This is a genomic window from Halomonas sp. EF61 (assembly GCF_040147045.1).
GTDB lineage: Bacteria > Pseudomonadota > Gammaproteobacteria > Pseudomonadales > Halomonadaceae > Halomonas > Halomonas litopenaei.
In genome coordinates, this window is sequence record NZ_JAMSHM010000003.1 from 943644 (window position 1) to 958156 (window position 14513).

General features: G+C 65.2%; 3 protein-coding genes. 1 reads left to right on the forward strand and 2 read right to left on the reverse strand.

What is annotated here, in order from left to right; translation table 11 throughout:
- Positions 1-305: 305 nt before the first annotated feature.
- Together NFI08_RS18825 and pyrC are read right to left on the reverse strand one after the other, a co-directional pair.
- Positions 306-12209 (reverse strand): cadherin-like domain-containing protein, encoded by an 11904-nt coding sequence (locus tag NFI08_RS18825; RefSeq protein WP_349591224.1) that lies wholly within the window; start codon positions 12207-12209, stop codon positions 306-308.
- Positions 12210-12691: 482 nt separating this feature from the next.
- Positions 12692-13732, reverse strand: coding sequence for a dihydroorotase (gene pyrC, locus NFI08_RS18830; protein ID WP_045993004.1), 1041 nt, complete (start codon positions 13730-13732; stop codon positions 12692-12694).
- Positions 13733-13981: 249 nt separating this feature from the next.
- On the opposite strand from pyrC, the gene NFI08_RS18835 reads away from it, so the two are divergent.
- Entirely contained in the window at positions 13982-14500 is a 519-nt protein-coding gene (locus NFI08_RS18835) for a hypothetical protein (protein WP_311767534.1), read from the forward strand.
- Positions 14501-14513: the final 13 nt, after the last annotated feature.

Here is a 14513-nt window from a genome sequence, read left to right on the forward strand (position 1 = left end):
CAAGTGACGGTCAGGTGTTGCGTGCTCAAAGTCAGAGTGCCTTCGTCAAGATCGAAGGTCACGGTATCGGTAGCACCGTCGCCCAGCACCTTGTCGACGCCACCGGCGCGGTTAACGGAGGGGGCATCGCACAACCACAATGGGCGTCGTGCGAGCGTCGGCGCCATCGCGGCCGCGCTCGTCGTGGGACGGTGGTCGCCATCGTGGCGTACCGTGCAGCGCCACCTGGTTGTCCAGGTCAGGCCTTCGGACAACCGAACCACAGTTTGGCACTCTCGCCTTCGACCACGGTCTCGGCGGTATCCTCATCTCGAGGGTCGGCTGATCCAATCTCGCCAACGCCCCCACGCTCCACACGTGTGACCCACGTGTCGCCGTTGTGCTGGTACCGTCGTGCGGTGCGGTTCGGTGTCGGTGCCGACCACGCTGATGCCGGTGATCGACAGGCTATCGGCGTCGACCGCGTGGGCCAGGCTCTCGGCCAGGGTCGCCGTCACGGTGACGACCTGCTCCTCGCCTGCGGCGATCGGGTTGTTCGCGTCAACCGCCGGACTCAGCGTCAGGGTCAGGACGGCGTCACCGCCGGCCTCGGTTCGGCCTTCCAGCTCACCGGCGTTGTTGGTGCTCCAGATCAGCTCGCCATTCAGGCCGTCGACCTGAATACCGTCGATGTCACCAAAGACGATCGAGGTGATGGTGTCGCTGCCGGCGGTAAAGGTCAGGCTCGCCACGTCGGTATCCGACGCAGCCCCTTCGGTCTCGGCGTCATCCAGCGCGAGGCTGGCCTGGGTCGAGGCCGGATCGCTGCCGGTGACCGAAACGCTCGGGCCGCTACCGTCGGTAATGGTGACGATGTGGCTGTCGGTGGCGGTGTCGCCATCGCTGTCGACGGTAGCGATGGTGAAGTCGATCGACGGGCTGTTGCCCTGGTCGAGGTTGTCCTTGGCCTCGAAGGTCCAAGAGCCGTCGCGACCGACGGTCAGGGTGCCTTCATCAAGATCGAAGGTCACGGTATCGGTAGCACCGTCGCCCAGCACCTTGTCGACGCCGCCGGCGGTCACGGTCACCGTGGCACCATCGGCGCCGGCGTCGGTGGTCCAGGTGCCGTTGGCACTCTGACCTTCGACCACGGTCTCGGCGGTATCGGCGATCTCGAGGCTCGGCTGATCATCGGCCACGCTGACCGAGACACTTGCCTCGGTGCTGGTGCCGTCGGTGTCGGTGCCGACCACACTGATGCCGGTGATCGACAGGCTATCGGCGTCGACCGCGTGGGCCAGGCTCTCGGCCAGGGTCGCGGTCACGGTGACGACCTGCTGAGCACCGGCAGCGATCGGGTTGTTCGCGTCAACCGCCGGGCTCAGGGCCAGGGTCAGGACAGCGTCACCGCCGGCCTCGGTACGGCCTTCCAGCTCACCGGCGTCGTTGGTGCTCCAGATCAGTTCGCCATCCAGGCCGGTGACGCTGATGTCGGCGGTGTCACCAAAGGCGATCGAGGTGATGGCGTCGCTGCCGGCGGTAAAGGTCAGGCTTGCCACGTCGGTGTCCGAGGCGGTGCCTTCGGTGTCGGCATCCTGCAGGGAAACGGACGTATTGCTGCTGGCCGGATCGCTGCCGGTGACCGAAACGCTCGGGCCGCTACCGTCCGTAATGGTGACGCTGTGACTGTCGGTGGCGGTGTCGCCATCGCTGTCAACGGTGGCAATGGTGAAATCGATCGACGGATTGCCGGTGCTGTTCTGTACCTGGTTGGCGTTGGCATCAAAGGTCCAGCTGCCGTCGCGACCGACGGTCAGGGTGCCTTCGGCGAGATCGAAGCTGACGAAATCGGTATCGCCATCGCCCAGCACCTTGTCGACGCCGCCGGCGGTCACGGTCACCGTGGCGCCATCGGCACCAGCGTCGGTGATCCAGGTGCCGTTGGCACTCTGACCTTCGACCACGGTCTCGGCGGTATCGGCGATCTCGAGGGTCGGCTGATCGTCAGCCACGCTCACACCCACGGTTGCCGTCGTGCTGGTACCGTCGGTGTCGGTGCCGACCACACTGATGCCGGTGATCGACAGGCTATCGGCGTCGACCGCGTGGGCCAGGCTCTCGGCCAGGGTCGCGGTCACGGTGACCACCTGACTTTCGCCCGCGGCCACAGGACCAGAAGAACTCAGGGTCAGGGTCAGGACGGCGTCGCCGTCGGCCTCGGTGCGCCCTTCCAGCTCACCGGCGTTGTTGGTGCTCCAGATCAGCTCGCCATTCAGGCCGTCGACCTGAATACCATCGATGTCACCAAAGACGATCGAGGTGATGGCGTCGCTGCCAGCGGTAAAGGTCAGGCTCGCCACGTCGGTATCCGAGGCCGCGCCTTCGGTCTCGGCATCATCCAGTGCCAGGCTGGCCTGGGTCGAGGCCGGATCGCTGCCGGTGACCGAAACGCTCGGGCCGCTACCGTCGGTAATGGTGACGGTGTGGCTGTCGGTGGCGGTGTCGCCATCGCTGTCGACGGTGGCAATGGTGAAGCCGATCGACGGAGTGCCGGTGCTGTCCTGCACCTGGTTGTCGTTGGCCTCGAAGGTCCAGCTGCCGTTACGACCGACGGTCAGGGTACCTTCGTCGGTGGTGAAGCTGACCGTTGCATCACTGGCATCACCCAGCGGCTTGGTCTCGCCTGCCACCGTCACACTGACGGTCGCCCCATCGGCACCGGCGTCGGTGGTCCAGGTGCCATTGGCACTCTCGCCTTCGACCACGGTCTCGGCGGTATCCTCGATCTCGAGGGTCGGCTGATCGTCGGCCACGCTGACCGAGACACCCGCCTCGGTACTGGTGCCGTCAGTGTCGGTGCCGACCACGCTGATGCCGGTGATCGACAGGCTATCGGCGTCGACCGCGTGGGCCAGACTCTCGGCCAAGGTCGCGGTCACGGTGACAACCTGCTCCTCGCCCGCGGCCACAGGACCAGAAGAGCTCAGGGTCAAGGTCAGGACAGCGTCACCGCCGGCCTCGGTGCGGCCTTCCAGTGCACCGGCATCGTTGACGCTCCAGATCAGCTCGCCATTTAGGCCGTCGACCTGAATACCATCGATGTCACCAAAGACGATCGAGGTGATGGCGTCGCTACCGGCGGTAAAGGTCAGGCTGGCCACGTCGCTGTCGGTCGCCGCGCCTTCGGTGTCGGCATCCTGCAGGGAAACGGACGCGTTGCTGCTGGCCGGATCGCTGTCAGTGACCGAAACACTCGGGCCGCTACCGTCGGTGATGGTGACGGTGTGGCTATCGGTGGCGGTGTCGCCATCGCTGTCTTCGGTGGCGATGGTGAAGCCGATCGACGGATTGCCAGCGCTGTTCTGTACCTGGTTGTCGTTGGCGTCAAAGGTCCAGGTACCGTCACGACCGACGGTCAGGGTGCCTTCGTCGGTGGTGAAGCTAACCGTTGCATCACTGGCATCCCCCAGCGGCTTGGTCTCACCTGCCACCGTCACACTGACGGTCGCCCCATCAGCTCCGGCGTCGGTGCTCCAGGTGCCATTGGCGCTCTCGCCCTCGACCACGGTCTCGGCGGTATCGGCGATCTCGAGGGTCGGCTGATCGTCAGCCACGCTGACCGAGACGCTTGCCTCGGTGCTGGTGCCGTCGGTGTCGGTGCCGACCACGCTGATGCCGGTGATCGACAGGCTATCGGCGTCGACCGCGTGGGCCAGACTCTCGGCCAGGGTCGCCGTCACGGTGACCACCTGGCTGTCGCCTGCGGCGATCGGGTTGTTCGCGTCAACCGCCGGGCTCAGGGTCAGGGTCAGGACGGCGTCGCCGTCTGCCTCTGTGCGCCCTTCCAGTGCACCGGCGTCGTTGACACTCCAGATCAGGTCGCCATTCAGGCCAGTGACGCTGATGTCGGCGGTGTCACCAAAATCGATCGAGGTGATGGCGTCGCTGCCGGCGGTAAAGGTCAGACTGGCCACGTCGGTATCCGAGGCGGTGCCTTCGGTCTCGGCGTCATCCAGTGCCAGGCTGGCCTGGGTCGATGCCGGATCGCTGTCGGTGACCGAAACGCTCGGGCCGCTACCGTCCGTAATGGTGACGGTATGGCTATCGGTGGCGGTGTCGCCATCGCTGTCTTCGGTGGCGATGGTGAAGCCGATCGACGGAGTGCCGGTGCTGTCCTGCACCTGGTTGGCGTTGGCTTCAAAGGTCCAGCTGCCGTCACGACCGACGGTCAGGGTGCCTTCATCAAGATCGAAGGTCACGGTATCGGTAGCACCGTCGCCCAACACCTTGTCGACGCCACCGGCGGTCACGGTCACCGTGGCGCCATCGGCACCGGCGTCGGTGGTCCAGGTGCCGTTGGCACTCTCGCCTTCGACCACGGTCTCAGCGGTATCCGCGATCTCGAGGGTCGGCTGATCGTCGGCCACGTTGACCGAGACACCCGCTTCGGTGCTGGTGCCGTCGGTGTCGGTGCCGACCACACTGATGCCGGTGATCGACAGGCTATCGGCGTCGACCGCGTGGGCCAGGCTCTCGGCCAGGGTCGCGGTCACGGTGACGACCTGCTGAGTACCGGCAGCGATCGGGTTGTTCGCGTCAACCGCCGGACTCAGCGTCAGGGTCAGGACGGCGTCGCCGTCGGCCTCTGTGCGCCCTTCCAGCTCACCGGCGTTGTTGGTGCTCCAGATCAGCTCGCCATCCAGGCCCTCGACCTGAATACCATCGATGTCGCCAAAGGCGATCGAGGTGATGGCGTCGCTGCCGGCGGTAAAGGTCAGGCTCGCCACGTCGGTGTCCGAGGCGGTGCCTTCGGTGTCGGCATCCTGCAGGGAAACGGACGCATTGCTGCTGGCCGGATCGCTGTCGGTGACCGAAACGCTCGGGCCGCTGCCGTCGGTGATGGTGACGGTGTGGCTGTCGGTGGCGGTGTCGCCGTCGCTGTCGACGGTGGCAATGGTGAAGCCGATCGACGGATTGCCAGCGCTGTTCTGTACCTGGTTGGCGTTGGCCTCAAAGATCCAGGTACCGTCACGACCGACGGTCAGAGTGCCTTCGTCGGTGGTGAAGCTGACCGTTGCATCACTGGCTTCGCCCAGCGGCTTGGTCTCGCCCGCCACCCTTACGCTGACGGTGGCGCCATCGGCACCGGCGTCGGTGCTCCAGGTGCCATTGGCGCTCTCGCCCTCGACCACGGTCTCGGCGGTATCGGCGATCTCGAGGGTTGGCTGATCATCGGCCACGCTGACCGAGACACTTGCCTCGGTGCTGGTGCCGTCGGTGTCGGTGCCGACCACACTGATGCCCGTGATCGACAGGCTATCGGCGTCGACCGCGTGGGCCAGGCTCTCGGCCAGGGTCGCGGTCACGGTGACGACCTGACTTTCGCCCGCGGCCACAGGACCAGAAGAACTCAGGGTCAGGGTCAGGACGGCGTCGCCGTCGGCCTCGGTGCGGCCTTCCAGCTCGCCGGCGTTGTTGGTGCTCCAGCTCAGCTCGCCATTTAGGCCGTCGACCTGAATACCATCGATGTCGCCAAAGACGATCGAGGTGATGGCGTCGCTGCCGGCGGTAAAGGTCAGGCTCGCCACGTCGGTATCCGACGCAGCCCCTTCGGTCTCGGCGTCATCCAGTGCCAGGCTGGCCTGGGTCGAGGCCGGATCGCTGCCGGTGACCGAAACACTCGGGCCGCTGCCGTCGGTAATGGTGACGCTGTGACTGTCGGTGGCGGTATCGCCATCGCTGTCGACGGTGGCAATGGTGAAGCCGATCGACGGATTGCCAGCGCTGTTCTGTACCTGGTTGGCGTTGGCGTCAAAGGTCCAGGTGCCGTCGCGACCGACGGTCAGGGTGCCTTCGTTGGTGGTAAAGCTGACCGTTGCATCACTGGCTTCGCCCAGCGGCTTGGTCTCGCCCGCCACCGTTACGCTGACGGTGGCGCCATCGGCACCGGCGTCGGTGCTCCAGGTACCGTTGGCGCTCTCGCCCTCGACCACGGTCTCGGCGGTATCGGCGATCTCGAGGGTTGGCTGATCATCGGCCACGCTGACCGAGACACTTGCCTCGGTGCTGGTGCCGTCGGTGTCGGTGCCGACCACACTGATGCCCGTGATCGACAGGCTATCGGCGTCGACCGCGTGGGCCAGGCTCTCGGCCAGGGTCGCGGTCACGGTGACGACCTGACTTTCGCCCGCGGCCACAGGACCAGAAGAACTCAGGGTCAGGGTCAGGACGGCGTCGCCGTCGGCCTCGGTGCGGCCTTCCAGCTCGCCGGCGTTGTTGGTGCTCCAGCTCAGCTCGCCATTTAGGCCGTCGACCTGAATACCATCGATGTCGCCAAAGACGATCGAGGTGATGGCGTCGCTGCCGGCGGTAAAGGTCAGGCTCGCCACGTCGGTATCCGACGCAGCCCCTTCGGTCTCGGCGTCATCCAGTGCCAGGCTGGCCTGGGTCGAGGCCGGATCGCTGCCGGTGACCGAAACACTCGGGCCGCTGCCGTCGGTAATGGTGACAGTGTGACTGTCGGTGGCGGTATCGCCATCGCTGTCGACGGTGGCAATGGTGAAGCCGATCGACGGATTGCCAGCGCTGTTCTGTACCTGGTTGGCGTTGGCCTCAAAGGTCCAGCTGCCGTCGCGACCGACGGTCAGGGTGCCTTCATCAAGATCGAAGGTCACGGTATCGGTAGCACCGTCGCCCAGCACCTTGTCGACGCCGCCGGCGGTCACGGCCACCGTGGCGCCATCGGCACCGGCGTCGGTGGTCCAGGTGCCGTTGGCACTCTGGCCTTCGACCACGGTCTCGGCGGTATCCGCGATCTCGAGGGTCGGCTGATCGTCGGCCACGCTGACCGAAACGCTCGCCTCGGTGCTGGTGCCGTCGGTGTCGGTGCCGACCACGCTGATGCCGGTGATCGACAGGCTATCGGCGTCGACCGCGTGGGCCAGGCTCTCGGCCAGGGTCGCGGTCACGGTGACGACCTGCTCCTCGCCCGCGGCCACAGGTCCAGAAGAGCTCAGGGTCAGAGTCAGGACGGCGTCGCCGTCTGTCTCAGTACGGCCTTCCAGCTCACCGGCGTTGTTGACGCTCCAGATCAGTTCGCCATCCAGGCCGGTGACACTGATGACGGCGGAGTCACCAAAACCGATCGAGGTGATGGCGTCGCTGCCGGCGGTAAAGGTCAGGCTGGCTACATCGGTGTCCGACGCCGCGCCTTCGGTCTCGGCGTCATCCAGTGCCAGGCTGGCCTGGGTCGAGGCCGGATCGCTGCCGGTGACCGAAACACTCGGGCCGGTGCCGTCGGTGATGGTGACGGTGTGGCTGTCGGTGGCGGTGTCGCCATCGCTGTCTTCGGTGGCGATGGTGAAGCCGATCGACGGAGTGCCAGCGCTGTTCTGTACCTGGTTGTCGTTGGCCTCAAAGGTCCAGGTACCGTCACGACCGACGGTCAGAGTGCCTTCGTCGGTGGTAAAGCTGACCGTTGCATCACTGGCTTCGCCCAGCGGCTTGGTCTCGCCCGCCACCGTTACGCTGACGGTGGCGCCATCGGCACCGGCGTCGGTGGTCCAGGTGCCGTTGGTACTCTGGCCCTCGACCACGGTCTCGGCGGTATCGGCGATCTCGAGGGTCGGCTGATCGTCAGCCACGCTCACACCCACGGTTGCCGTCGTGCTGGTACCGTCGGTGTCGGTGCCGACCACACTGATACCGGTGATCGACAGGCTATCGACGTCGACCGCGTGGGCCAGACTCTCGGCCAGGGTCGCAGTGACGGTGACCACCTGGCTGTCACCAGCGGCAATCGGGTTATTCGCGTCAACCGCCGGACTCAGCGTCAGGGTCAGGACGGCGTCACCGCCGGCCTCGGTGCGGCCTTCCAGCTCGCCGGCGTCGTTGGTGCTCCAGATCAGCTCGCCATTCAGGCCGTCGACACTGATGTCGGCGGTGTCACCAAAACCGATCGAGGTGATGGCGTCGCTACCGGCGGTAAAGGTCAGGCTGGCTACATCGCTGTCGGACGCAGCACCTTCGGTCTCGGCATCATCCAGCGCAAGGCTGGCCTGGGTCGAGGCCGGATCGCTGTCGGTGACCGAAACGCTCGGACCGCTACCGTCGGTAATGGTGACGGTGTGGCTATCGGTGGCGGTGTCGCCATCGCTGTCTTCGGTGGCGATAGTGAAGTCGATCGACGGATTGCCGGTGCTGTTCTGTACCTGGTTGTCGTTGGCCTCGAAGGTCCAAGAGCCGTCGCGACCGACGGTCAGGGTGCCTTCGTCGGTGGTGAAGCTGACCGTTGCATCACTGGCGTCGCCCAGCGGCTTGGTCTCACCCGCCACCGTTACGCTGACGGTCGCCCCATCAGCACCGGCGTCGGTGGTCCAGGTGCCATCTACACTCTGGCCTTCGACCACGCTGGCCGGCACTTCGACGAACTCGATGGTCGGGCCGTCATCAGCGATCGCGATGCTGAGGCTGCCGTTGGCCGCACTGCCGTCATCGTCGGTGACCACCAGGGCCACCGTCTCGGTGAAGCCGGCATCCGTGGCGTCAGCCTGGCTGTCGTTGTCGACGCGGGTGTCCAGGGTGTAGCTGTAGCTCACGGTGCCGCCGGCGGCCGGGTTGGCACTATCCGACGGTGTAAAGCCAGTCAGGCTAAGGCTGCCGTATTCGGTATCGACCACCACCGGGCTATCGGCGGTCAGGCCCTGCAGATCACCCAGGCTCAGCGTCTGGGTGCCCACCTGCACGCTGGCCACGCCATCAACGCTGGCGAACGTGAAGTTGCCAGGCTGGGTCAGTGCGCTGCTGTCGGCATCGCTGCCACCAGCAAGATTCGCTTCGCTGACCGATACATCACTGCCTTCGCTCGCCAGGCCCGAGAGGCTGACACCGTCGTCGGTGCCGGTCACGGTGATGGTCAGCGTCGCCGGTGAGGTGTCCCCATCAGCGTCGGTCAGGGTGTAAGCAAAGGTCTCGGTCAGGGTTTCCTTGCCGCTGAGTGCCTGCACCCGCGGATCGTCGTTGTCGAGCTGGTAGGTGTAGCTGCCGTCGCTGTTGAGCGTCAGCGTGCCGTAATTGCCGGCGCCCGTCGGGGTGTCCAGTGCCACGCTGGCCGGATCGGCATCGGTGGTGTCGGCGCCGGTGGTATCGTTGGACAGCACATTGCCGGAAACAGAAGCGGTCTCCTCGGCAATAGTGTCGCTGTCGTCACGAGCCTTCGGCACATCGTCGTTGACGTCGATGGTCAGACTGGTCGAAGCCTCGTCGCCATCGCTGTCGGTGACGACGATGGCGAACAGATCCGCCAGATCGTCGCTGGCGGAGCCCTGGCTGGTGTGGTCCTGGGTGCTGCCATCCAGGGTGTAGCTCCAGCTGTACTCACCGTCAGACACGCTGACACTCAGGGTGCCGTAGTCGCCTTCGACCGTGCCGCCGCCCGTCACGTTCTGGCCGTTGATCACCAACGAGGCCAGGCTGTCGCCGCCGGTGGCGATCGGCAGACTACCGCCGGTGGACTGGCTGCCGTCGCCTGCCGCGCTACCGCCCGGCAATCCGGCTTCGCTAACGCTGAACTGACCGCCCTCGGACTCGGGGAATTCGTCCGGCACACTGACGGTGGGCGTGGAGTCCGCCGCCACCGTCACGGTGAACACCGCGTCGCTGGTGTCGCCATCGGCGTCGCGGATGGTGTAGTCGATGACCGCATCGCCCTCGAAGCCTGCCGCCGGGGTGAAGGTCACCTCACCGGTGCCGCTGTCGAAGGATACGCTGCCCTGGCTCGGATTGCGCAGGGTGGCGTCGCTGACACTGGCACCGTCCACGCCCTGGGTGTCGTTCGCCAGCACGTTGTAGGTGACGGGGGTGTCTTCGCCAGTGTTGGTGGCGTCGTCCACGGCCACAGGCACATCGTCGTTGACATCGATGGTCAGACTGGTCGAAGCCTCGTCGCCATCGCTGTCGGTGACGACGATGGCGAACAGATCCGCCAGATCGTCGCTGTCGGTGCCCTGGCTGGTGTGATCCTGGGTGCTGCCGTCCAGGGTATAGCTCCAGCTGTACTCCCCGTCAGAGACACTGACGCTCAGGGTGCCGTAGTCGCCTTCGACCGTGCCGCCGCCCGTCACGTTCTGGCCGTTGATCACCAGCGAGGCCAGGCTGTCGCCGCCGGTGGTGATCGGCAGACTGCCGCCGGTGCTCTGGCTGCCGTCGCCCGCCGCGCTACCGCCAGGCAGTCCGGCTTCGCTGACGCTGAACTGACCGCCCTCGGACTCGGGGGAATCGTCCGGCACGCTGACGGTGGGCGTGGAGTCCGCCGCCACCGTCACGGTGAATACCGCGTCGCTGGTGTCACCATCGGCATCGGTGATGGTGTAGTCGATGACCGCATCGCCCTCGAAGCCTGCCGCCGGGGTGAAGGTCACCTCACCGGTGTCGCTGTCGAAGGACACACTGCCCTGGCTCGGATCACGCAGGGTGGCGTCGCTGACACTGGCACCGTCCACGCCCTGGGTGTCGTTCGCCAGTACGTTGTAGGTGACGGGGGTGTCTTCGCCGGTGTTGGCGGCGTCGTCCACGGCCACAGGCACATCGTCGTTGACGTCGATGGTCAGACGGGTCGAAGCCTCGTCGCCATCGCTGTCGGTGACGACGATAGCGAACTGATCCGCCAGATCGTCGCTGCCGGTGCCCTGGCTGGTGTGGTCCTGGGTGCTGCCATCCAGGGTGTAGCTCCAGCTGTACTCGCCGTCAGAGACACTGACACTCAGGGTGCCGTAGTCGCCTTCGACCGTGCCGCCGCCCGTCACGTTCTGGCCGTTGATCACCAGCGAGGCCAGGCTGTCGCCGCCGGTGGTAATCGGCAGACTACCGCCGGTGGACTGGCTGCCGTCGCCTGCCGCGCTACCGCCCGGCAATCCGGCTTCGCTGACGCTGAACTGACCACCTTCGGCATCGGGGGATTCGTCCGGCACGCTGACGGTGGGCGTGGAGTCCGCCGCCACCGTGACGGTGAACACCGCGTCGCTGGTGTCGCCATCGGCATCGGTGATGGTGTAGTCGATGACCGCGTCGCCCTCGAAGCCGTCCGACGGGGTAAAGGTCACCTCACCGGTGTTGCTGTCGAAGCTCACACTGCCCTGGCTCGGATCACGCAGGGTGGCGTCGGTGACACTGGCACCGTCCGCACCCTGGACATCGCTGGTGCCGTCGGTATTGACCAGCACGTTGTAGGTGACCGCCGTGTCCTCGCCGGTCGTGGTGGCATCATCCACCGCCTCGGGCGCATCGTCGAGAATCGCGATATCCAGAGTGCCACTGGTGGTACTGCCATCGCTGTCGACAGCACTAATCTCGATGCTGTCGACCACGCCATCGTCGGTTGCACCATCGACGCTATCGTTGTCGACGTTGTCGGTCAGATCGTAGGTGTAGGCAACGCTACCACCGGTGTCATCGCCGCTATAGCTTGTCAGCGTCAGGCTGCCCAGGGGCGTCTCGATGGTCAGCGGATTGCCGGACAGGCCATTGAGTCGATCCAAGCTGATCGGACCACTGCCGCCAACGGTAATGAACGACAGGCCATCGGGAGCGGATACACCAAAACTGCCACTCGCTGATGTCGCGGCGGTGCCTGATGCACTACCGCCAGGAAGTCCTGCCTCACTGACGGTCTGTTCGGCAGAGGAAAAGCCGATATCGGCGCTGCCTGCTGCTCCCGCAGGCCCATCGAGCCCCGTCAGGGTGACGGACTCGTCCTCATCGGCCGCGGTCCCGCCATCCTGCTCCTGAACGTCGTAGGCCTCGCGCTGATAGCCGTACTCGAACGACAGCGGCGACACTTCCTCGACGATACGCAAAAGACGCACGAAATCGTGCCCGCCCTCGGCGCCGGCGCCCCCCGCAGCGCCAGCGGCAGGAGCTTCCAACGCCTCGAGCAGATCTCCTTCGCCCTCTTCGAGCAGCGCCAGGACCCTGGCGACCTCGGCGTCTTCTATCACCTCGTCATCGGCCGACCCTTGCTCGTTGATCGCCTCGCTAATCGCCACCTCGACCTCGCCGCCGAGCTGCGCCAGGCGGGTGCCATCGGGTTGCACGAGGTTCACTCGAGCGCCGGTTTCGGTGATCACCACCTCGCCCTCAGTCAGGCGGTCGCCCTCGGCCAGGGGCCTCAGATTGCCTTCCGCATCTCTGGCCCAGGCTTGGCCGGTAACTTGTACGACGATGGCGATGATCATAGGGGGGCGTCTCTCTTTTTTTGGATGACAGACCTAGGCCTTGTGAACAAAGGGATGACAAACCTAGTCCGGCAGCAACAAAACTGTGCTTATGCGCACATTACATGCATGGGGTATAGGTCAATACTGTACTAGAGGACAATGACCTACCTCTAATCCAATGGCCTAACTTTCCCATGCCTCTTCGCTACCCCTTTGGTGCTTCACGTCAGTCCTTGTCGAGCCCTCCTCCAATACAGAGCCGCCTCCCCTGGCATTCCCCTGGCCCGCACCTCGGCGCTGGCCAGGCGCCAGATACGAAAACGGCGCGCCCTTTTGGGGCGCGCCGTTTTCGTGGTCAAGAAACCCTGAGCCATATCATCAGGGCTAGCTAAAGCAGATTACCGTCCAGAACATCTCATACGAGTATGAGGACGGCGTACCAGGCCGCGGCTCGAGGGCGCCACGTCAGGTCATCGCATCAGGTCATCGCATCAGGTCTGTCAGTCCTGGCGCATCTTCCAGCCCAGGGTTTCACCGGCACGCAGCGGCACCAGCGTCTTGCCTTCGCCAAACGGCAGTTCTGCCGGTACCTGCCACTCGACCTTGTCCAGGGTGATCGAGTCGCTGTTGCGCGGCAGGCCATAGAAGTCGGGACCGTGGTGACTGGCGAACCCTTCCAGCCGATCCAGCGCGCCGGCCTGTTCAAAGGCGGTGGCGTACAGCTCGATGGCCGTCAGCGCGGTATAGGCGCCGGCACAGCCACAGTCACTTTCCTTGTCGTGACGGGCATGGGGCGCGCTGTCGGTGCCGAGGAAGAAGCTCTTGTCGCCCGAGGTCGCCGCCTCGATCAGCGCCTCCCGATGACGCTCGCGCTTGAGGATCGGCAGGCAGTAGTAGTGCGGGCGAATCCCGCCCACCAGCATGTGGTTGCGGTTGTAGAGCAGGTGATGAGCGGTGATGGTCGCGCCGATATTCGACGGCGACTCGGCCACGAAGCGCGCCGCGTCGGCGGTGGTAATATGCTCAAACACCACCTTGAGGTCAGGATGACGGGACAGCAGCGGCTTCATGACCCGCTCGATGAACACCGCCTCGCGATCGAAGATGTCGATCTCGTGATCGGTCACCTCGCCATGCACCAGCAACGGCATCCCCAGCCGCGCCATGGTGGCTACCGCTTCCTCGCAGTGACGCAGATCGGTCACGCCTGAGTCGGAATTGGTGGTGGCCCCGGCCGGATACAGCTTGACCGCCTGCACCTTGCCGCTGCCCCAGGCCGTCTCGATGTCTTCCGAAGTGGTGCGATCGGTAAGATAGAGGGTCATCAGCGGTTCGAACTGGCTTTCCGCAGGCAAGGCAGCCAAGATGCGTTGGCGGTAGTCCAGTGCCTGGTCCAGATTGGTCACCGGCGGCTTGAGGTTCGGCATGATGATCGCACGGCCCATCTGGCGGGCGGTATCGGCCACCACGGAGGCCAGAGCGACGCCGTCTCGCAGGTGAAGGTGCCAGTCGTCGGGCCGGGTCAAGGTAATCGCAGTCACTTGTTATCCTGTCGTCGAGTGATCCATGGTCGGGCGCAGTATACCGTAAAGGGCAACGTTTCATGGCCCAAACGGGGTGAGATTTCGCGTATCATTCGAGGGACATGCGCCCGGATCTGATCCGCACCGTCGAGGAGTCGCGGCACGTTACCATCGATGTCCGGGGCGATACGTTGTCAAGGCGCCGACGAGTCCCAGGGCCTCTGGCCGCGCGCAGACTTATTACAGAAACATCCTAGCGAGAGTTACATGCCCAAGGTTCGTCACTACGCCGACCTCGTCGCCACCCTGGCAGGCCTGATGTGGCTGATGCTTTACTGGTCGATCAGCGTGTCGCTGCATATCGGCAGCGCCGAGCCGGCCCTAGCCGCCCTGCTGCTGCTCGGCAGCATGATCCTGGTGAGCTTCGTTCACCGCCCGGTGCGGGTGATGCTGGGCCGCTACCACGTCCGCAAGCGGCGCACGGAGATGTGGATGCACATCCTGGCGCTGCCGCTGAACCTGGCATTTCTGCTGGCCATCGGCATCGACCATCTGATTACACCGATGAGCGGCGCCCAGAAGATGCTGCTGTTCAATGTACTGGCGACGGCCAGCTGGCTGGTGTTCCTGGTGACGCTGCTGATCAAGCTGCTGGCACGCGCCCTGGCCGATCGCCGCGGGTCATCCGGCGCCGAGCCCGCTCTTTCGACCAATAGCTCGACCGATACTTCAAACAACAGTAACTCAGCCTCCGGCCTTCACCGTCGTGACGCCGACGAGGCCTGATAAAGGCCTCAGA

Bases quoted from the DNA above. Each gene is read 5' to 3' on its own strand.
- NFI08_RS18835 (WP_311767534.1), top strand. From the start codon at position 13,982: ATGCCCAAGGTTCGTCACTACGCCGACCTCGTCGCCACCCTGGCAGGC.
- NFI08_RS18825 (WP_349591224.1), bottom strand. From the start codon at position 12,209: ATGATCATCGCCATCGTCGTACAAGTTACCGGCCAAGCCTGGGCCAGA.